Genomic DNA, 21,045 nt, shown 5'->3' with positions numbered 1-21,045 from the left:
GATGTCGCCTTTCCCACTCTGCTCAATCGGATTTAGGTCCGGCGAGTATTTCGGCAAGAACCATAGCCTGGCGCCGCAGACGCTACACGGCCTGCACACTCTGGTCCTTCGGCAGCGAGATCGTCATCGCCGCGGCGACGGCGGCCGTAACTGCAACGGCGAGATAGATGCCGCTGAAACTCTCCGTCGATGTCTTGATCACGCCGCCAAAGAAATTCCCTGTCGTGCCGCCGATGCCTTGGAACACGGTGCAGATGCCTAAGACAGTCACCGCGACGCGGGGCGTGGCGCGATGTGAAACGTAGGCCGGCAGCAAGCCATAGATCGGATAGAAGCCCAGCGAAAAGAAGATGCCGGACAGGATCGAGAGTTCCATCGAGGGATCGAGGACGAAGAGGGCGCCGGCGGCGAGGAAGCTTGAGTAACAGGTCAGCATGGCATAGCGCGATCCGAGACGGGACGATATTGTGCCAATGGCGAAGCCTGCGCTGATCCCCACCGCCCCGATCGTTGCCCAGAGCCATGAGGCAAAGCCGACGGAGTAGCCGAGTTCCTCGCGCAGGAACGGCGAGAGATAGGTGAGATAGGGATATGGCATCAGGCCGTTGATGAAGCCGAGCACGAAGATCAGCGTCACCCATGGCATGATGGAGCGCAGGCTTGCTGAACCGCCGGCAGTTGGCGCCAGCGTTTCGTGACTTGTCCCGCTGTCGAAGAGGCCGGCCCGCCCGAAGAGAATGTGGGTGACAACGGCCAGTGCGATCGTGGCCGCGCCTGTGAGGAACCAGACCATCTGCCAGTGACCACTTCCGGCGTATGCCGCCACGAGTGCGCTGTTGATGAGGACGCCAAAGGCCGGGGCGCTGGAGATCAGGCTCATGGCAAAGCCGCGCTGTTCTGCTCTTACCACCCGCGAGGCAAGATTAATCATCGGCACGAAAGTCGATGCGCCAGTCGCGCCGGCGATCATCAGCAGGCCGGCAACCACATAGAGATTGTCGCTGATGGGGATGCTCGACAGGCAGAGCCCGCAGAGCGACACGGACGCCACCACCGTCCGTGCGGCGCCGATGCGATGGACGAGCCAGGTGGCGAGCACGGCGAATGCGACTGTGGAAAACTGCACCAGGCCGGTGACCGTGCCGACGAAGGCATAGTCGAAGGCAAGATCTTTCCGCATGTCGGGAATGATCTGAGGAAAAAGGCTGAGGCCGAATCCGTAACACGTGCCGACGCAGGCGATCATGACGGCTACGAGGACGTTATCCTGGATACGCATGCTAGTCATGATGATCGACCTCTGTTGGCAACCATGTTCGCGCTCCCGCTCGACGCGATGATCATCTAGCATGGGCAGCCGGCGGACTGTCGGATCTGCGACGCCGGCTGCCTAAAACCTATACAAGTTAAGGGAGCGCCGAGCACGCGCTACGGCGTGCTCGCCTATGCTTTTCGCTGAACCGATCGAGCCGCCGAAACAACCAGCTCGACCGATCACCCGTTGACGCTCCGAACGCTCGCAACGCTGCCGTCGCAGGCCGCCCGGCGCTGAGCAAGCGCCTTGACCGAAAAGAGCGCGTAGATGATCAACGGAAGGCAGACGAGATAGGATGTCCTGATGCCCGCGTGTTCGGCAATGAAACCGAGCAGCGGCGGCGCCAGGAAGAAGACGACGAAGGTCATCTGGCCAAGGGCGGCGACGTTGAGATGCGCCGCGCGATCTGTGCGCTGGGCCGCCGCCGAGACGGCGAGAGGATAGACCGCGCTGCAGCCGGCGCCCATCAAGGCAAAGCCCGCCAGTGCCACATAGGCATGTGGAGCGCCCCAGACGGCGCAAATGCCGATCGCCGAAAGGACAAGCAACATCGTGGCGACGGCCCGCGGGCCAAACCGATCGACCAGCGGATCGACGAACAGGCGCGCCAGTGCCATGCAGAAAGTAAAGAGCGTCAATCCTAGTCCGCCAATGAAGGGCTCGACTGAAAACACGTCGCGCATATAGATCGCCGACCAGTCGATCCCTGCACCTTCGACGAGAAAGGCCGCGATGCCGATCACGCAGAGCGGCATGAGGCTCCGGGTGGGAAGCGCCACCAGTGGCGCCTTGCCTTCATTCAACGGGGACCGCGCGGGCGCATTGCGCATGCCTGAAATCGCCCAGACGCCGAGCACAAGCACCGCGGCAAAGGTCACGGCGAGATGGAGTTGCATCGAAATACCAGCTTGGCGAACGACTGAGGAGACAAGCGCCGTGACGAAGAAGCCGAGGCTCCAGAAACCATGCGCCCTGTTCATCACGCCGCGTCCTAACTGTGCTTCGATGCGATCAATCTCGACATTGAGATTGATCTCCAGCGCCCCGGCGAGCATCCCCTCGACGAAAAGCACACAGAACACGACCGGCGCCGCACCAATCCACGGCACCAGCGACAGCAGTGCCGACGTGCCGAGAACAGTAATGAATGCCGTCGTCCGCGCGCCAAGCCGGGCGATCACGGGCGAAGACAAAGTCAACGAAATCAAGGCGCCGATCGCAGCCCCGATCAACGTCAACCCAAGCTCCGACTTGTCGACGCCAAGCGCAACCTGCAAATCCGGCATCCTCGACAACAGCGCCCCCAGCGACACGGCGAAGAGAAAGAAGCAGACATAGATCCGCTGCTGCGGCGCGATTTTCATGATGCAACTCCGGGAATTGACGCTCGAAGCCGAACGCGCGCTTTCGGATTTGTGATGTCTAACTCACAGGGGCGGAGATCAAAACTTTTTTCTGAGGAGATGCGACGGAGCAAGCGATCTTAGGGACCGGCGTATGCGGGCCCTTCTGCCTAGCCGATGCTGGCGGTCTAAAGCGCCAACCGCAACTGCGGCTCCGTTCCAGCCGCCCGCCGCTCCAGCGACGATAGCGAGACGCCGAGCAGAATCACGCTCTCACGGCATTTGAGCACCGCTGACGGCGACATAGACCGAATAGATCGAACGCGTCGCCGCAATGAACAGCCGGTTGCGCTTGGGACCACCGAAGGTGAGGTTGGCGACGGTTTGCGGCACGCGGATCTTGCCGATCAGTTTGCCGGCCGGATCGAAGCAATGCACGCCATCACCAGCACTCGACCAGAGGTTTCCGTTCACGTCGGTGCGGATGCCGTCCGGAATGCCGCTGTCGATCAGGCAGAAGACGCGGCCATTCGCAAGCCTGTTGCCGTCGGCCACGTCGAAAGCCCTTATATGGCGTGGCAGGCTTTCATCATGGCTTGCAGCCGAATCCGCCACGTAAAGAATTGTCTCGTCGGGGGAGAAGGCAAGGCCGTTCGGCTGGATGAAATCGGTGGCGACAGCTGCCAGCCCCCCGGTCGCCGGATCAAGCCGGTAGACGTTGCGGGTCGGCTGTTCCGGCACGGCGCGATAGCCTTCATAATCCGACATGATGCCGTAGGTGGGGTCGGTGAACCAGATCGTGCCGTCGGATTTCACCACCACGTCGTTCGGCGAATTGAGCCTGGCGCCTTCGAAACGATCGGCGAGCACGGTGATTAAGCCGTCGACCTCGGTACGCGTGACGCGGCGCATGCCATGTTCGCAGGAGATCAGCCGTCCCTGCCGGTCGCGCGTGTGGCCGTTGGCGAAGTTCGAGGGTTGCCGATAGACGGAGACGCCGCTCTCCGGCGTCCATCGCAGCATGCGCTGATTGGGAATGTCGCTCCACAGAAGCTGGTTCGCATCGTTGAACCAGACGGGACCCTCCGCCCAGCGGCAGCCGGAATGGAGTTCGTCGAGGCCGGCGCTCGTCACGATCAGTTGCCGGAAGCGCGGGTCGTGAATTTCGTAGATGCTGGCCTCGGCCATGGCGGTCTTTCCGTTTATCGCATGCCGGCCCGGCGGCCGCCGGCAAGCATGATGACGCTGATGATGATGAGGCCGGTCATGATAAGGCGGATGCCGGCGCCGACCCCGTAAGTGTTGAGCATGGAGACGACCAGGAACATGAAGAGCGACGCGCCCCAGATGCCCGGCACGTTGGAATCGCCGCCGGCGACGGCTGTGCCGCCGATCACGACGACGGCGATCGACATCAGCAGATATTCCGAGCCCATGTTGAGCGCCGCGCCGCCGGAGAAACAGGCGAGCAGATAGCCTGCGACCGAGGCGAGCACGGCGCAAAATAGATAGGTGACGAAGCGCGTGCCGTCGACCGGAATGCCGGCCATGCGCGCGGCCGGCATGCTTTGGCCGATCGCCGAGATCCAGCGCCCGTAGATCGTCTTCTCGAGCAGGAACCAGGCAAGCAGCGAGATGAGGAGCGCGACGATCGCCACATTCGGTACGCCGAGCGTGTTCGACGTGGTGAACTCCGCAAGCATGGCCGGGGGCTTGATGCGCAATCCCCGGTTCGTCCAGATCGCCGCGGACTGCACGATGAAGCTCATCGACAGCGTGGCGATGATCGGCGGAATGCGCAGCGCCTTGATCAGCGCATAATTGCCGAGGCCGACGACCAGGCCGAGGACGACGGCAATGAGAAGGCCGGGCAGGATCATGCCGTTTTCGACATTCATCAGCTTCAGCGCCACCGTGCCGGCAAGCGTCATGGTGGCGGGAACCGAGAGGTCGATGTTGCCGGGACCCAGCGTGATGACGAACATCTGGCCGATGCCGACGATGACCGAGAAGGCGGCGAAGGTCAGCGCCGCCTGCGACAGGCCGAGTGTGCTCGCCCCGAGCGTCACCATGATCGTCAGGAACCAGACGATGAAGGCGGCAAGCCACGACCAGATCCAGGGTTTGCCGAAAAGTCTGAGGAGCGGGGTCATCGGCGTTTCTCCCGCTTCTCCAGGCGGTTCAGCATCAAGCGGAGCGCGAGCACGATGATCAGGATCGCGCCCTGTGCGCCGATCTGCCAGTCCGGCGAGATGCGCAGAAAGGACAGGAACGAACCGGCGAGCGTCAGCGTCAGCGCGCCGATGACGGCGCCGACAGGGGAGACGCGGCCGCCGATGAATTCGCCGCCGCCGAGGATGACGCCGGCGATCGACAGCAGCGTATAGCGCAGCGCGATATTGGCATCGGCCGAGGTCGTCAGGCCGACGAGGGCGATGCCGGCAAGCACCGCGAACAGTCCGGCAAGACCGTAGGCGCAGGCGCGCGCCGCGACGATCGACCAGCCGGCGCGCTCGACCGAGCGCTGGTTGCCGCCGATGCCGCGGATCAGCACCCCCAGCGAGGAGCGCATGACGAGGAGATGGGCGATCGCGGCGATGGCGATGCTGGCAACGATCGCCATCGGCGCCAGCGGCGGCTTGACGGTCATCAGCCAGCGCACCCAATCCGGCGCCTGGCCGCCCGGCGCCGGCAGCAGCAGCACGGCAAGGCCGCCCCAGACGAAGCTCATGCCGAGGGTGACGACGATCGACGGCAGGTTGCGCAGATGGATGACGACGCCGAGGCCCGCATAGGTGGCGATCGCACCGGCAAGGATCAGCATGCCGATCAGGGGAGCATCGCGCAGAAAGGTCGCGGTGACGCAGGCGACGAAGCTGACGAAGGTGCCCATCGACAGATCGAGATCATTGACCGCCATCACCAGCATCTGGGCGATCGTCGCAAGTGCGATCGGCACCGCCAGATTGAACAGCAGGTTGAGCCCGACATAGCTCATGGCGCGCGGCTGCAGCCAGAAGACGGCGGCAAGCAGCAATGTCAGCGACAAGGCGGGGATGGCAAGACGCAAGGCGTCGGACGACAGCCGGAACGTCATGCGGCGACCCCTTCGAAGGAGGCAGCGATGATATTCGTCTCGTTGACGGCGTCGCCGGCGAGTTCGGCGGTGATGCGGCCTTCGCGGAAGACGTAGACGCGGTCGCAGAGGCGGACCTCGTCCATTTCGGTGGAATACCAGATGAAGGTGCGGCCGCGCGCCGCTTCCTCGCGGATGATGGTGTAGACCTCCTGCTTGGTGCCGACGTCGACGCCGCGCATCGGATCGTCCATTAGGACAACGGGCGCGCGCGTTGAAAGCGCCCGGGCGAACAGCACCTTCTGCTGGTTGCCGCCGGAAAGTGACAGGATGCGGTTGGCCATATCGGGCGTGCGGATCTCGATCCGCCGCTTCCAGTCGGCGCCCTTGGTCTGCTCTTCGCCGGCGAGGATAAGGCCTCGCCGGGTGAGGTCACCGAGCGAGGCGATTGAGAAATTGCGCAGGATGCTCCACAGTTCGAAGACGCCGTTGAGGCGGCGGTCGCCGGCGACGAAGGTGACGAGCGGATTGCGCTCAGGCAGCCAGTTGCCGGACTGGGCGGCATGCAGGGCGAGCAGCAGTTCGGTCTGTCCGTGGCCGGCCAGTCCCGCCAGTGCGATGATCTCACCCTTGCGGGCCGTGAAGGGAAGGCCCTTCGTCTGATGGGACAGAATGAGCGGCGCGGTGGATTGTTCGCGCGCCGCGCGCTGCCCGGTCTCCTCCTTGGCGACAGTGCCCATCGCTTCCACCAGGCCGTGATGGTCGAATCCATCAGCCGGACGTTCGGCGACGACGCGGCCGTCCTTCATGACGACAATGCGGTCGGAGGTTTCGAGGATCTCGTGCAGGATGTGCGAGATGAAGATGACGGAGCCGCCGGCGGCGACGAAGCGGCGGACATGATCGAGCATCTGGCGGGCAAGGCTTGCGTCGAGCGACGAGGTCGGCTCGTCGAGAATGACAAGCCGCGGCGCAACGCCGGCGTCGGAAAAGGCCATTGCAATCTCGACCATCTGCCGCTCGGCGATCGAAAGATCGCCGACGGCCCGGCTGCTGTCGATGCCATGACCGGGAAAGACGGCATCGAGGCTCTTTTCGATGATTCCAGCGGCGCGCCCGCGCCAGCCGAAGCCGCCGAGATGGCGGTGCATGATGCGTGTGTTCTCGACGATGGAAAGATTGGGGCAGAGCGAAAGCTCCTGGAAGACGCAGCGCACGCCGCGGGCGCGCGCCGCGTTGATGCCATAACGCTCCAGCCGCTCGCCGTCGCTTGCCACACTGCCTTCATGCGGAGTGAGGCCGCCGTTGATGACGCTGACGATCGTGGATTTGCCGGCGCCATTGTGGCCGACCAGCCCGACACATTCGCCCGGCATGACGCGGAGCGTGACGCCGTCGAGCGCCCTGACCGCGCCGAAGCTCACCTTGGCGCCCTCGACGGCGATCACCGCGTTCAAAACCTCATTCATCCTGCCCGCCACATCTGCTTCACAAAGAATGCCGCGCGGCCATTTGCGGCCGCGCGGCAGTCACCGGGAGATTACTTTGCAGACTCGATAACCTTGATAGCGTCAGCCTGCGTGTATTCCACATTGGCGACGCCGCCGGCCTGGGTATTGGCGAGGTTGGTTTCGAGATTGTCCTGGTCGATGCGCAGGAAGGGCACGACGAGATCCTTCTTGACTTGCTTGCCGTCGAGGATCTGCTGGGCGACCCAGAAAGCGAGCGTCGAAACTCCAGGTGCGATGGAGACGGACATGGTCTCGTAGCTCTTGGCGTCCTTCTGCTCCTTCCACCACTTCAACTCGTCTTCGCGATTGCCCATGATGATGATCGGCATCTTGCGGTCGGTGGCGGCAATCGCCTGTGCGGCGCCATAACCGTCGCCGCCCTGCGTCACTACGCCGACGATGTCGGGGAGGCTCGGCAGGACACCGGCAACAGCCTTCTGCGCCACGTCCTGCGCCCAGTCCCCGTGGACGGAGCCGACAACCTTGAACTGCGGGAACTGCTTGACGCCGTCGTGGATACCCGCCGAAATCTCATCGTCGACGAAGACCCCGGCAAGCCCGCGGATCTCCAGAAGATTGCCACCTTCGGGGATTTTCTTCGACAAATACTCGACTTCGCTGCGCCCCATTTCCTTGAAATTGACGGCGATGCGCCAGGCGCAGGGTTCGGTGACGATGCCGTCGAAGGAAACGACGGTGATGCCGGCGTCGCAGGCTTCCTTGACCGCGCCATTCAGCGCCGTCGGCGAGGCGGCGTTCAGCACGATGGCGTCATAACCCTGAAGGATCATGTTCTGGATCTGCGCCGCCTGCTCCGTCGCCTGGTTCTCGGCGGTGGTAAAAGGGTCGGCTGCGGCAACGACGCCGGCCTTGACGGCCTCGCCTGTGACTTTGCCCCAGCTCGTCAGCATGGCCTGGCGCCAGGAGTTGCCGGCATAATTGTTGGAAAGGGCGATTTTCTTGGCCGACGTGTCGGCAAAGGCGGAAACGGGCATCGCGGCGCAAGCAATAGCGGCCGATGCCAGAAGCATCTTACGAATTGTCATGTCTTCCTCCCTCTGATCGCGCCGGTCGGCGGATCGTTCACTCCTGCGTGCCCAAAATGGGCCCGAGTGAAAATTGTTCTTGCACTGAGCTTCCTCCTCTCAGTAAGGGCAGGATGCGGGAGATCGACCGGCCTGTACAGGGGCAAGGCAGCAAGTCGTTTGCGGGTTTTGCGCAATTAGCTGCGGGTTTACGCAAGACGGCGGCGCTTCCGCGGGCGCTTACTGCGAAGGGCGCGCTGCGGGTTGAGGAGCCTGCTGCCGTCTCGGGGAGGAACCACCATGCTGCATCGCGCACCCGCAGCCATGTTCGACCACTATCTCGGGATTTCCCGGCTGCTCGCGGGCCAGCTCGACTTCCGCTCGGCCATCCGTTCGGTTGCGGCCGAGGTCGCCCATATCATCCCGCACGACCATCTCGATGTCTGCGTGCTGCTCGAGGGGGGCAACTATCACACGGCCTATGAGACGGGCATCGAGACCGCCTGGGGCGACCTTGCCGGCGCGCCCGTGGTCAACAGCCCGATCCGCTCGCTGCTCTGGGGCGAGGTGGATTTCCTGCTGGCGGACGACGCCATGACGGACCAGCGTTTCCACTTCGAGGGCGCCTTCAAGCGGCCGATCGTCGAGGAGTCGCTGCGGAGCCGCCTGCATGTGCCGATGAAGGTGCAGGGCACGATCATCGCGGCGCTCTCCTGCTCGTCGCGAACGGCGGGTGTCTATACGATGGAGGATATCGAACGCGCCCGCATCATCGCCGACCTGCTGACGCCCTATTTCTTCGCGCTGCGGGCTGCCGAGCAGGCGCAGCGCTCGGCCATTGTCGAGGCGGAGGCCCGCGCCCGCGAGGAGGGGCTGCGGCAAGGCGCGCTGAAGCTGACCGAGGCGCTGGAGCAGGAACGACAGCGGATCGGCATGGATCTGCACGACCAGACGCTCGCCGACCTGACGCGGCTTGCCCGCCGGATCGATCGGCTGTCGCGCAACGGCGAGGTGACGCCCGAGGCGCTGGAGCCGGTCTCCCGTTCCCTACAGCATTGCATGCAGGATCTGCGGCAGATCATCGAACAGGCCAAGCCTTCCGTGCTTCAGCTCTTCGGTCTCGCGCAGGCGATCGAGCATCATCTCGACCGGTCGACCCGCGACACCGGATCGGCCATCGAATGGGGTCTGGTCGACGAGACGCATGGCGCATTGGAGCGGCTGGAACCGACCGTCAGCGTCGCGCTGTTCCGCATTGCCCAGGAGGCGATCAACAATGCGGTGCGCCATGCCGCACCGCTCACTGTGACGGTGCGGCTCGAGGCCGACGAGGAGCGGCTGTCGATCGAAATCTTCGACGACGGGAGCGGGCTCGCCAAGGCACGCGGCCGGATCGGCGGCGGCATCGATAATATGAAGACCCGTGCGCGGCTGATTTCGGCGCGCTTCACCACCGGGCCCGGCCACAACAATCGCGGCACCGTGGTGCGCGTCGTCCTGCCGCTTGGCCCGCACAACCCGGCGAGCGGGCCGGACCGAGGAGAGACACGATGAAGGTTCTGATTGTCGAGGACGACCCGCTGCACCGCTCCTATCTGCACGAGGCGGTCAACGCCGCTCTGCCGGAATGCGATACGGTGATCGAGGCCGAGAACGGCACGGCCGGCGAGAAGCTCGCCCGCGACCACAAGTCGGCGCATATCGTCATGGACCTGCAGATGGCGAACCGCAACGGCATCGAGGCGGCGCGCACCATCTGGAAGGAGCGGCCGGAGACCCGCATCCTGTTCTGGTCGAACTATTCTGATGAGGCCTATGTGCGTGGCGTCTCGCGCATCGTCCCGGATGGCGCGGCCTACGGCTATGTGCTGAAATCCGCCTCCGATGAGCGGCTGAAGCTGGCGCTGCGCTCGATCTTCATCGAGAGCCAATGCGTCATCGACCGCGAGGTGCGCGGCCTGCAGCAGAAGAGCCTCGGCCAGACCAACGGCTTTACCGATTCCGAATACGAAATCCTCGTCGATATCGCGCTCGGCCTCACCGACCGAGCGATCGCCAAACGCCGGGGCCTGTCGCTGCGCAGCGTACAGAACCGCCTGCAGCAGCTCTACGACAAGCTCGACGTCTACCAGAGCGCCGGCGACGACCACGAGGACGGCCGCTTCAATCTCCGCGCCCGCGCCGTCACGGTGGCTTTCCTGCGCAAGCTGCTGAACTACAGCGCTCTGGAGCGGGCCGAAGCGGAGCTGCAGGAGTGGCTCGACGGAAAGTAGTCCGGAGCGGATGGAAGGCTTATCATCTGCCCAGGCGGGTCAGGCGATGGCTTTCAACGGCGCCCGGCTGCTCGGCGCCGGCTCAGGCTTGCCAAACAGGAAACCCTGCATCTGCGCCGGATGGCTTGCATGAAGGATCGCAAGCTGCTCCTGCGTCTCGACCCCTTCGGCAATCACCGGCAGGTTGAGCGTCGACGCCATCTCGATGACATTCTCAAACAGCGCCCTGATGGTGGGATCGACGCCGATGCCGGCAAGGAAACGTCTGTCGATCTTCAGCTTGTCGAACGGAAAATCCCGCAGGTTGCCGAGCGAGGAATAACCGGTCCCGAAATCGTCCAGTACGACCCGGATCCCCATCGCGCGCAGTTGACCGAGCGTGGAAAGCACGGCAGCCCGATCGTGGAACAGCGCCGACTCGGTGATCTCAAGCTCCAGGCGGTCAGGCGGCAGCCCGGTTTTCGCAAGAATTTGCGCGAACTGCTCCACCAGGTTCGGCATCAGGAACTGAACCGGCGAGATGTTGACGGCGATCGTCAGCGGGGTTTTCCACGAGGCTGCTTCGCTGCAGGCTTGTTCCAGAACCCAGATGCCGATGGGGATGATGCAGCCGGTTTCTTCGGCGGCAGCGATGAAGTCCGCCGGTGCAAGAACGCCTCTGCTTGCATGGCGCCAGCGCAACAGCGCCTCATAGCCGCACGGCTGCTGCGAGGATGTGTCGACGATCCTCTGATAGGCGAGGAACAGCTCTCCTTTGGCGAGTGCGTGCCGCAGGTCGTGCTCGAGCTGCCGCTTGGCATGCAGTTCGATGTCCATCGCCGGCTCGAATGTGCAGGCTCTGCCGCGGCCGCCGCTCTTGGCCCGGTAAAGCGCCATGTCGGCATTGTTTCTGAGGCGCCGATCGGTAACGCCGTGCTCGGGGTACAAGGCCATCCCGATGCTGGCGCCGAATCCCGAAGAGGTCGCGAGGTCTGCGAACTCCTCGGCGAAAGCCTTCAGCAGATCTGTCGCCAACGCTTCCGTCTGCTGGCGGGACGCGTTTTCGAGGATGATACAGAATTCGTCTCCGCCCATGCGGGCGATCGTCACATCGGCCGGCAAAGCGCGAACTAGAACCTGCGCGACCCGCTGAAGCACCGCGTCGCCCTCGGCATGGCCGAACGTGTCGTTGACGAGCTTGAAACGGTCGAGATCGAGAGCAAGCAGCGCCAGCCCGCTCGGGGTTTCTGCCGCGCCTGATATCGCCATCCCGAAACGCCGGTCGAACTCACGACGGTTCGCCAGGCCGGTCAACGGGTCATGGCGCGCCATATGCTCGATCCTGCGGCTCGCCTCATGGCGCTCCGTCAGATCGCGCACGGCAATCACCTGGCACTCGCGCCCACGATATTCGATCGTCCGAGCCAGGACCTCGACCGGAATCATGTCCTGGCCGTCGCGCAATACGGCTCCCTGGCAGGTGTCCATGCCGAGGCGGCTGTCGATTGCAAGCACCGCCTCGACCGGTTGCCCTTTCAGAAATGCGGTTGCCTTACCGGCCATCGCAGCGAATTTCTCGTTGAGATCGATGACGACATTCTCCTGGGCGATGACCAGCCCCTCGAACGAGGCATTCGCCAGCCCGCGCAAATCGGTCAAATGACGGTCAAGGAACAGCGCTGCGGCGGCTCCGAGCAGGATCAATGTCGAGATGATCGAGACGGCGATGGCGATGGCGATCCGATCGACGGAGGAGAGATCGGCATGCACGGGCTCGGCGGAAGGGGTGATCTGGACGCCGCTCATCGACACCGTGTGGAGGCTGCAGATCGCCAGGACGATGCACGCCGCGCCGGCGAAAATATGAAAACGCCTGCTGGCGCTATGCCGCAGGGCCGCAACCGCAACGATGCCGAAGCCGATTGCCAACGCACAGGCGACGATCGATTTGTCCAGGACGAGCGAAACCATGCTGAACGGCGTGATGGCGAGCAACCCCACGAAATGCATTGCCGCAATGGCAACGCCGAACAGGACCCCGCCGGACGCCTGGACAAGCTGGCCGCCATTCATGAAAGCGATTTCAACCGCGACCGCAAATAGTACGATGGCGGCGATAATCGACAGAATGATCAATGAGCCATCGTAGCCGATCGGCACCGGACCGGCATAGGCCAGCATCGCGATAAAATGGGTTGCCCAGGTGCTGGCGCCGAGAACGACGGCAGCGGCGATGAGCCAGGAGTGGTGATGGTGCCGCACGCATTCCTGCGCACGCGTCAGCATGAAAACGGCCGTCAGGCTGCCGAAGCAGCAGATCGACAGGGCGACGAAAAGCAACGTCCAGTCATGCTGGTCGGCGATACATGAAAGCACAGTGAACATGGCATCTCCCGAAGGTGCGGGGAGGGTGCCAAAGCGGGCCTAACGAAATCATACGGGCTTCGTTAAAATGCCAGTCATCCATGCAAAAACCACAACGAAAAGACGAGAAGAAAGTGCCGCTCGACAAACCGCTGAGGAAGGCGGCCGCAACAGCAGCTCCGTGGCTTCGGTGGGAGAAAATCGACTTCTGGCAAAGGTATCAAGCGCCTGGCAGCGGGATCGAACGCTTGGCATCTGCCAATGACAGGCCTGAAATGACGCGGTACCGCGCCTCGACAAGGTTGTATATTCCGAAGGCTGCCAATCCGGCGGCAACGGCGATGTAGAGGAAGGATCCGAACGGAAGCTGGCGGACCCATTCCAGCGCGTCGCCCATGCTGCCGGCCTGTTGCGGATCCACCCGGAAGCCGGCATAGGCGAAAAGTATCCGGGTGATTGCGAACACCACGCCGCGGGCGACGAGACCGTAAACGCATATCAATATCACGATGCCCTTGCTGTCCGGTATTTTGACGTAGCGCTCAAACTTCCGGGTGATGCCCTTGACGATCGTCACCATGCCGCCGATGACAAAGCCGGCCCCAACGGCGATCGCAAGGGTGGAGCCGAAAGGCTGCGACATGATCCATCCCGCCAGCCCCTTCTCACCCGAACCTTCACTCCCGCCGCCGAGGAAGATGGCACGACTGAGAGCATATCCGGCAAGCCCGAGATAGGTGACGGCGCTGCCGAGGAGCGCCGCCCGGATCAGCCATGCCTTTCCGTCCCGCCCATGGCCGTCACTGTCCGCCAGGGACTGGGCCAGCCTCCAGGCGACAAATCCGAGAAGACCAAGACCAATCATTCCGACCCAGACACGCCCGAACGGCTGCGCAAGCAGCGTCGAGAGCGCCGACTTCGTTTCCGGCCGGCCGCCGGCGACGCCGGAGAAGAGCGCGAGCCCCGCTATCAGGAGAAAAACGACACCGCGCGCCGTGTAGCCGCCTTTGGCGAGTACATCAAATCGAAAGCCTTTGCTCATCAGCATTTCCTCTCCGTCGCCAGTGCGCGAGATTAACGCGCCAGCCTTCCGAAAGTTTGCTGAAAGGACTCGCAAGGTCCTCGGGATCGTGAAGAAATGGATCTTCCTTCTTGACCGGGCAATGCGGTCGTTGGCGATCCGGAGTTGCTGCCGCCGGAAGTTCCATAACGTTGATTATGCCGTTTCAGCAATTTAAAGTTGAATAAATCCTCTTAAAATTGCATTTCTACTCCGCTCATGGAGGTGAGATTGCAGATCGGATTGATTGCGGCGGCGCATGTGATGCGCGCCACATCCTTGTTCCCTATCGCACCTCAAACTCCGGATCAGGCGGAACCTGCATGGCGAGAGCAAGATGATTTGTCTGCGCGGCAAGGCCGATGATCGTCAGGAGTTCGCCGTGCTGGGCGTCGGTCATCCCCCGGGCACGGGCGGCAGCGGTATGGGATTGAACGCAGTACTGGCAGGCATTGGCCGTCGACGCCGCGATGTAGATCATCTCGCGCGTCAGCGGATCGATCGCGCCCTCGACCGTCATGACCGATTTGAGCGTTTCCCATACGCGTTTGAGGTTTGCGGGATCGTTTGCAAGAGCACGCCAGAAATTGTTGATGAAGTCGGTCTTGCGTGTCGCCCTGATGTCGTCGAACACGGCTTGAACGGCCGGAACGGCTGCGGCCTCTTGGTCCGACAGGAGTTTGACTGTTGCCATCGAAAGTTCCTCTCCGGGCGCCGATTTAAGGCCTCAAGCATGATGTTGCTCGGCGATCCCACGCCGCCTGCGAAAGATACGAAGAAACAGCAACTGCCGCCAGCCTCCCCGTCGGCGACGTAAATCGAAGCGGCGTTTCACGAAAACAGGCAAAATTAGAAATTATTGTCTACAAATTTTGTAGATTATACGGTTCCATAGCCCTGTCGACTTCAGCGCTGATATTTCGAACGCCCTTTGAATGCTTCTTCGGGCGCATGTGACCTGCCGACTTCTTCCCCTATCAACAGGAGATTTCCATGAGCAATCCGGTTCTCGTCAATCAGATCATTCCCGACACCGATGTCATCAAGCTGACCGGCCGTGTCGGCGCCGAAATCAAAGGCATCCGCCTTGGCGGAGAGCTTTCGGATGCAACGGTGGCAGCCATCAACCAGCTTCTGCTGAAGCACAAGGTGATCTTTTTCCGCGATCAGGGACATCTCGACGATTCCGAACAGGAATCCTTCGCGCGCCGCCTCGGCGATCTCGTGCCGCATCCGACCCAGGGACCGGTCTCCGGCACAGCCTCGATCCTCAATCTCGATTCCAGCCGCGGCGGCGGCAGGGCGGATCAGTGGCACACCGACGTCACCTTCGTCGACGCCTATCCCAAATTCTCCGTGCTTCGCGGCGTCGTCATTCCGGCGGCGGGCGGTGACACCATCTGGTCCAACACCCATGCCGCATACGAAAGCCTGCCGACGCCGCTGAAACTGCTGGCGGAGAATTTGTGGGCCATTCACAGCAATGCCTATGACTATGCGGCCGTGCGCCCTCGCGCCACCGCCGAAGAGAAGAAGCATTTCGAGGAGGTTTTCACCTCGACCATCTACGAAACCGAGCATCCGGTCGTGCGTGTCCATCCGGAAACCGGCGAAAGATCGCTGCTCCTTGGGAATTTCGTTCAGCGCCTGGTCGGCGTGTCGAAGAGCGACTCCGCGAAACTCTACGAGGTGTTCCAGTCCTACGTCACCGCCCCGGAAAATACCGTGCGCTGGCGGTGGAAAGCCGGGGATGTCGCGATCTGGGACAATCGCGCCACCCAGCATTATGCCGTCAACGACTACGGCGACCAGCACCGCGTCGTGCGCCGCGCCACCGTTGACGGCGATGTTCCCGTTAGCATCGACGGCCGCCGCAGCATAACCCATGTCAAGGCTGCCAAGCCGCAAGCAAAGGCGGCGTGATCGCGCACATATGAGTGTCGCCCGGAAGCAAAATGGGCCGCATGCCTTACGAGAAGGACAGCTTCTCGCTTGGCCGGGTCAGGGTTTCCGGGCGCAGCACCGCATCGAGATGCTCCTTCTGCATCAGGGCGCGTTCGAGAAGGATTTCGTAGACCCCCCGTCCCGAATGATGCGCTTCCAACGCAACCTCGGTGGCGTTGCGATAGCCGATATAGGGGTTGAGCGCCGTGACGATGCCGATCGACTGCTCGACCGTCTGCCGCAAACGGTCGCGATTGGCGGTGATGCCGCAAATGCAATTCGCCTCGAGCGTCAGGCAGGCATTGGTCAGGTGGCTCAGGCTGCGGTAGAGGCTGTAGAAGATCACCGGCTCGAAAGCGTTCAGCTGCAGCTGGCCAGCCTCGGCGGCCATGGTGATCGTCACGTCGTTGCCGATCACTTCGAAGGCGACCTGGTTGACGACCTCGGGGATCACCGGATTGACCTTGCCGGGCATGATCGAGGAACCGGCTTGGCGCGCCGGCAGATTGATCTCGTTCAATCCCGCCCGCGGCCCCGAGGACAGCAGCCGCAGATCGTTGCAGGTCTTGGAAAGCTTGACCGCGACGCGCTTCAGAACACCCGAAAGCTGCACGAAGGAGCCGCAATCCTGTGTCGCCTCCACCAGATCAGGTGATGTCACCAGATCGATACCGACGATTTCGGACAGGCGCTCGCGCACCAGCGCTGCGTAGCGAGGATGAGCGGTGATGCCGGTGCCGATCGCGGTTGCGCCGAGATTGATCTCACGGATCAACGAGACCGCCTCGGAAAGACGCGCCTCGTCCTCCGCCAGCATCAGCGCATAGGTTCCGAATTCCTGCCCCAGTGTCATCGGCACGGCGTCCTGCAACTGGGTGCGGCCCATCTTCAGGACGTCGGCAAACTCGACCGCCTTGGCCTCGAATGCCCGGCGCAGAATGCCCATGGCGTCGACCAGGCGGTGAACGCCGATCCATGCGGCAAGCTTCAGCGCCGTTGGATAGACGTCGTTGGTGGATTGCGAGAGATTGACGTGCTCGTTCGGATGCAGGTGCTGGTACTCGCCCCGGCGATGGCCCAGGATTTCGAGCGCCCTGTTGGCAATCACCTCGTTGGCGTTCATGTTGGTCGAGGTTCCCGCCCCGCCCTGGATCAGATCGACGACGAAATGATCGTGCAGCGCACCGTCGCGGATTTCGATGCAGGCCGCGATGATCGCGTCGGCGCGCTCCTGATCCAGAAGGCCGAGGCTCGCATTGGCCTGAGCCGCCGCCTGCTTGATCGCCGCGAGCGACGCGATCAGATCCGCCGATTCCTTCAGCGTCTGGCCGGTAATCGGAAAATTCTCGACCGCACGCAGCGTGTGCACGCCGTAATAGGCCGAGGCCGGCACGTCGCGATCGCCGATCAGGTCGTGCTCGACGCGGATAGCAGTGATATCGGATGTCGTCATGGCAGGAACCTTCGAGTGGGGCGCTGCGGGCACGCATTGCGGCAGCAGGCTGAAGACGAGAATGGCTGGTGACGCGGCGCGATAGCCGCGTCGACAGACGTCATCGGGCAAGGGCGGCAAGGCGAAGATCGTCGCCGTCCGCCTTCTATCCGCGCAGTTTGAACGGAAAAGACACGCCGCCCGTCGTAACACCCATCGTATTGACACGCTGAGGATGGTGGAACGGCGCGAGCTGGCTGCGGATCTCAGGCGAACCGATGCCGAGCCGCTCGAGAAGCTCAGTCACGACGGCGTAAAGAATTTCGAGATTGCCGTCCTCGATCTTGACCGAGATGCCGAGCGCACCGTCCGTCCCCAATCGCCGGGTTTCGTCCGAGGCCCGCACGCCGATCGCGTAGCTGGCATCGGCCCCGAGCTTGCCGATGAGGGCGCCGTTGAATGCGCGCATCAGGGCCGTGCAGTAGCGCCCCTCGCCCGCAACCATGTCAGGGTGGTGTGCCATTGCATGGAAGATGCGGGCCAGTGCGGCACCGCGCCTCGACGACCCCTCGCCCGCCCCGTCGCCATCCGCTGTCGCGGCAAGCTTGGCATAGATTCGGGCCAGGCGGTCCAGCGGAAAGGCCGGGGTCGGGAGATTGCATCCGTCGATCCCCCATTCGACATCCCGAACATCCAGATCGCAGAGTTCGGCGACAGTGCGCTTGACCCTCCCCTGCATCGGATGATCCGCCAGGTGGTAGCCTTCCATGTCTGCGCCGATCGCCCGGGCGCCGGCAAGCATGCCGACGTGCTTGCCCGAGCAATTGCTGCAGACGGCTGTCGGGACAAAGTCCTGCCTGATCCAGGAGCGGTTGACCGTTTCGGACAGCGAAGGATGACCGCCGCAGCGAAGGTCAGCCTCCTCGGCCTTGATCTTCGACAGCATGGCCCGCGTGCGCGCGATATGCCGCTCTTCGCTGCTGTGGGACGCGCACATCAGCGCAACATCCGCATCATCGAAGCCGAAACGCTCGACGCCCTCCGCCTCCAGGATGGCAAGCGCCTGGGCCGGCTTGGCGGCGGAGCGGGCAAGCGTCATACGCTCGGGATTTCCCAGCGCGTAAAGCAGCCTGCCCTTTGCATCGACGACAGCCGCGTGGACGTGATGGCGGTTCTCGACGATGCCGCCACGATCGGTGACGACGAAATCCTCACTCGGGGTCATGTCTTTCTCCATTCATGCCGCACCCCGGCGGCGACACGCGCCGCCGGAGCAAGCCTCGATTGTCGATCGGTGTCAGGCGAGATCGAAACCGCCGCGATCCTCGCCCTGTTCGGCGGCGAGCATGTAGATGCGCTCACGCATCAGCAGCCAGCCGACCACCAGCGCCGGAATGATCAGCGCCAGAGAAGCGACCGTGTAGGTTCCGACCGGATAGTCGAGAGCCATCAGGATCACGACGACGGCAAGGAAACCCAGCGTCAGCACGCCGGTATAGGGCGCGCCGAACATCCGGAATTCAGGCCGCGCCAGCTTGCCCTGCCGCGACAGCTGCCACAGCTTGAGCTGGCAGAGCACGATCACGCCCCATGCGGCGATGATGCCGAGGGCGGCGACATTCAGGCCGATTTCGAAGGCCTCCGCCGGAACGACGGCGTTCAGCACGACGCCGAAGGCGGTCACGACAGCCGTCACCGCAATGCCGACATAGGGCACGCCGGATCGGTTCATCTTCGCCAGCGCCGCCGGCGCCGAGCCGGAAACCGCCATGGAATGCAGGATGCGGCCTGTGGAATAGAGGCCGGCATTCAGCGACGACAGGACGGCGGTCAGCACGACCAGGTTCATGACGACGTCGGCGCCCTGGATGCCGATCTTGCCGAAGAAGGTCACGAACGGGCTCTCGCCGCCCTTATAGGCGGTATAGGGCAGTAGCAGTGACAGCAGCAGGACCGAGCCGACATAGAAGACCACCAGGCGCAGCACGACTGTCCGGATCGCCCGCGGCATGACCTTGCGGGCATTTTCGGTTTCACCGGCGGCGGTGCCGATCAGCTCGATCGAGGCATAGGCGAAAACCACGCCCTGTATCACCACCAGGGCCGGCAGGATGCTGTTCGGGAACATGCCTCCGAAATCGGTGATCGTGCTGAGGCCTGGAACATGGCCGTCGATCGGCGTGCCGGTGACGACGAAGTAGACGCCGACGATCAGGAAGACGACGAGGGCGAGAACCTTGACGAGGCTGAACCAGAATTCCAGTTCACCGAAGACCTTCACCGACAGAAGGTTCATCGAGAGGACGAGGACCAGCGCCGCCAGCGCAAAGGCCCATTGATCGATCATGGCGATCCATGGGACATAGGCCTTGAAGAAATTCATGTAGAGGGCGACCGCGGTGACGTCGGCGACCGCCGTCATCGCCCAGGTCAGCCAATACATCCAGCCGACCGCGAAGGCGAGCTTTTCGCCGTAAAATTCCCGGGCATAGGAGACGAACGAGCCCGAGGTCGGGCGATGGACGATCAGTTCGCCGAGAGCCCTCAGAACGAGAAAGGCGAAAAAGCCGCACAAGGCATAGACCAGCACAAGTGCCGGACCGGCAGCGGCAAGCCGGCCGCCGGCGCCGAGAAACAGCCCCGTGCCGATGGCGCCGCCGATGGCGATCATCTGGATCTGCCGCGGCTTCAGCGCCTTGTGGTAGCCGAGATCTTCCTCGGCAAAGACTTGGCCTTCGGCCTCGCTTCTATTGGATTGCATGACTGTCATTTCTCCTCCCTATCCCTGGGTTCGGCAACCTCCCGGCCGCCCCTCCGCGCAGATGTCATAAAGATGTTAATCTGCTATGCGGTCTGACAGGTTTGGCGAATAAAGGAAAAACCACCCTGCAGTCAAGGATTTTCCCTCTGCTATTTGTGGATGCGTCACCGGCGGCCTGGAGAAAGGCAGTCTTTGGCGGCGGGATTGGATCGATTTCCTAGGCTTCCGTCAAAAACGCCAAAGATATCAGAGCTCGATGCCGATGATGCGGCTGACAGCCGCCGCGACCTTCCTGAGATGGATTTCCATCGCTGCCTGAGCCTCGGTCTCCGCCCCTATGCGAATGGCTTCGACGATGGCGCGATGCTCTTCATTCGATTCCTGACGGCGTGGCCCCAAGGCGGTCAGCAGCCCGGATTGCTGCGCCATCGCCTCGCGGACGTCATCGACGATATCGCGGAAGACGGCGTTCTTCGAAGCTTCGGCGATCAGCCCGTGAAAATCCGAATCCAGCCGCACCCAAGCCTCGGTATCTTGTTCCTGCTCCATCCGGTCGCAAAGGCGAAGCAGCCGGGACAGCTCATCGTCGCTCCGGCGCAGCGCTGCCCAGCCGGCAGCGGATACTTCGACGAAGGGCCGCGCCTCCACCAGATCACGCGCCGAATAATCGCCGTAACGGATATCTCCGCCGCCGCCAGCCGCGAGCACATAGGTTCCGCTTCCCGTTCGCGTCTCCGTCAGCCCCAAAATCTGCAGCGAGCGCAGCGCTTCCCGCACGATCGGACGGCTGACGCCGTATTTTGCCGCGAGCTTGGCTTCCGACGGCAGCTTGGAACCTTCGGCAAACCGGCCGGAGACAATGAGATTGCGCAATTCCTCGAACACCAGTTCCGAGGCGCTTTTTCGACTGAGGATCGCGGAGTCGGAAAGCCAGTTTTCCAGATCATTCATCGTCTTGCATT

17 protein-coding genes are annotated in these 21,045 nt (G+C 62.8%); 3 read left to right on the top strand and 14 right to left on the bottom strand.

What is annotated here, in order from left to right; genetic code table 11:
- Positions 1–82: 82 nt before the first annotated feature.
- The 7 genes from AF337_RS35785 to AF337_RS35755 all read right to left on the bottom strand — a co-directional run bounded on the left by AF337_RS35785 (position 83) and on the right by AF337_RS35755 (position 8,291).
- Positions 83–1,288, bottom strand: a complete 1,206-nt coding sequence (locus tag AF337_RS35785; RefSeq protein WP_049735849.1) for an MFS transporter — start codon at positions 1,286–1,288, stop codon at positions 83–85.
- Positions 1,289–1,494: 206 nt separating this feature from the next.
- Positions 1,495–2,679 carry an MFS transporter gene (locus AF337_RS35780; RefSeq protein WP_049735800.1) on the bottom strand — a complete coding sequence of 395 codons (1,185 nt, stop codon included), beginning with the start codon at positions 2,677–2,679 and terminating at the stop codon, positions 1,495–1,497.
- Between the two features lie 252 nt (positions 2,680–2,931).
- Positions 2,932–3,846, bottom strand: coding sequence for an SMP-30/gluconolactonase/LRE family protein (locus AF337_RS35775; RefSeq protein ID WP_049735799.1), 915 nt, complete (start codon positions 3,844–3,846; stop codon positions 2,932–2,934).
- A 14-nt stretch (positions 3,847–3,860) separates the two neighbouring features.
- Complete coding sequence (locus AF337_RS35770) at positions 3,861–4,811, bottom strand: ABC transporter permease (protein ID WP_049735798.1); 951 nt, start codon at positions 4,809–4,811, stop codon at positions 3,861–3,863.
- Complete coding sequence (locus tag AF337_RS35765; RefSeq protein ID WP_049735797.1) at positions 4,808–5,755, bottom strand: ABC transporter permease; 948 nt, start codon at positions 5,753–5,755, stop codon at positions 4,808–4,810. Before AF337_RS35765 ends, AF337_RS35770 begins: the two co-directional genes overlap by 4 nt.
- Positions 5,752–7,203, bottom strand: a complete 1,452-nt coding sequence (locus AF337_RS35760; protein WP_049735796.1) for a sugar ABC transporter ATP-binding protein — start codon at positions 7,201–7,203, stop codon at positions 5,752–5,754. The genes AF337_RS35765 and AF337_RS35760 overlap by 4 nt, the downstream gene beginning before the upstream one ends.
- A gap of 71 nt (positions 7,204–7,274) precedes the next feature.
- Complete coding sequence (locus AF337_RS35755) at positions 7,275–8,291, bottom strand: ABC transporter substrate-binding protein (protein ID WP_049735795.1); 1,017 nt, start codon at positions 8,289–8,291, stop codon at positions 7,275–7,277.
- A gap of 279 nt (positions 8,292–8,570) precedes the next feature.
- On the opposite strand from AF337_RS35755, the gene AF337_RS35750 reads away from it, so the two are divergent.
- Together AF337_RS35750 and AF337_RS35745 are read left to right on the top strand one after the other, a co-directional pair.
- The gene (locus tag AF337_RS35750) at positions 8,571–9,824 is read left to right on the top strand and encodes a GAF domain-containing sensor histidine kinase (RefSeq protein WP_049735794.1); all 1,254 of its coding nucleotides are present in this window, start codon (positions 8,571–8,573) and stop codon (positions 9,822–9,824) included.
- Complete coding sequence (locus tag AF337_RS35745) at positions 9,821–10,543, top strand: response regulator transcription factor (protein WP_049735793.1); 723 nt, start codon at positions 9,821–9,823, stop codon at positions 10,541–10,543. Before AF337_RS35750 ends, AF337_RS35745 begins: the two co-directional genes overlap by 4 nt.
- Positions 10,544–10,582: 39 nt before the next feature.
- Here AF337_RS35745 and AF337_RS35740 read toward each other — a convergent pair whose 3' ends face one another.
- The 3 genes from AF337_RS35740 to AF337_RS35730 all read right to left on the bottom strand — a co-directional run bounded on the left by AF337_RS35740 (position 10,583) and on the right by AF337_RS35730 (position 14,640).
- Positions 10,583–12,907 (bottom strand): putative bifunctional diguanylate cyclase/phosphodiesterase, encoded by a 2,325-nt coding sequence (locus tag AF337_RS35740; RefSeq protein ID WP_049735792.1) that lies wholly within the window; start codon positions 12,905–12,907, stop codon positions 10,583–10,585.
- Between the two features lie 199 nt (positions 12,908–13,106).
- The gene (locus AF337_RS35735) at positions 13,107–13,928 is read right to left on the bottom strand and encodes a DUF1206 domain-containing protein (protein WP_049735848.1); all 822 of its coding nucleotides are present in this window, start codon (positions 13,926–13,928) and stop codon (positions 13,107–13,109) included.
- Between the two features lie 304 nt (positions 13,929–14,232).
- On the bottom strand, positions 14,233–14,640 hold the full coding sequence (locus AF337_RS35730; RefSeq protein ID WP_049735791.1) for a carboxymuconolactone decarboxylase family protein: 408 nt from the start codon (positions 14,638–14,640) through the stop codon (positions 14,233–14,235).
- Positions 14,641–14,939: 299 nt separating this feature from the next.
- Between AF337_RS35730 and AF337_RS35725 the strand changes: the two genes are divergently transcribed.
- A complete protein-coding gene (locus AF337_RS35725) occupies positions 14,940–15,869 on the top strand; it encodes a TauD/TfdA dioxygenase family protein (protein WP_049735790.1) in 930 nt (309 codons plus the stop codon).
- Between the two features lie 46 nt (positions 15,870–15,915).
- Here the strand turns inward: AF337_RS35725 and aspA are convergent, their stop codons facing one another.
- The 4 genes from aspA to AF337_RS35705 form a co-directional block, all read right to left on the bottom strand.
- On the bottom strand, positions 15,916–17,343 hold the full coding sequence (gene aspA / locus AF337_RS35720) for an aspartate ammonia-lyase (protein WP_049735789.1): 1,428 nt from the start codon (positions 17,341–17,343) through the stop codon (positions 15,916–15,918).
- A gap of 145 nt (positions 17,344–17,488) precedes the next feature.
- On the bottom strand, positions 17,489–18,547 hold the full coding sequence (locus tag AF337_RS35715) for an asparaginase (RefSeq protein WP_049735788.1): 1,059 nt from the start codon (positions 18,545–18,547) through the stop codon (positions 17,489–17,491).
- A 72-nt stretch (positions 18,548–18,619) separates the two neighbouring features.
- Positions 18,620–20,092, bottom strand: coding sequence for an amino acid permease (locus AF337_RS35710; protein ID WP_049735787.1), 1,473 nt, complete (start codon positions 20,090–20,092; stop codon positions 18,620–18,622).
- Between the two features lie 237 nt (positions 20,093–20,329).
- Complete coding sequence (locus tag AF337_RS35705; RefSeq protein ID WP_049735786.1) at positions 20,330–21,034, bottom strand: FadR/GntR family transcriptional regulator; 705 nt, start codon at positions 21,032–21,034, stop codon at positions 20,330–20,332.
- Positions 21,035–21,045 lie beyond the last annotated feature (11 nt).

The organism is Rhizobium ecuadorense (assembly GCF_001187535.1).
GTDB classification, from domain to species: domain Bacteria; phylum Pseudomonadota; class Alphaproteobacteria; order Rhizobiales; family Rhizobiaceae; genus Rhizobium; species Rhizobium ecuadorense.
This window is presented reverse-complemented; position numbering and strand designations above follow the sequence as displayed.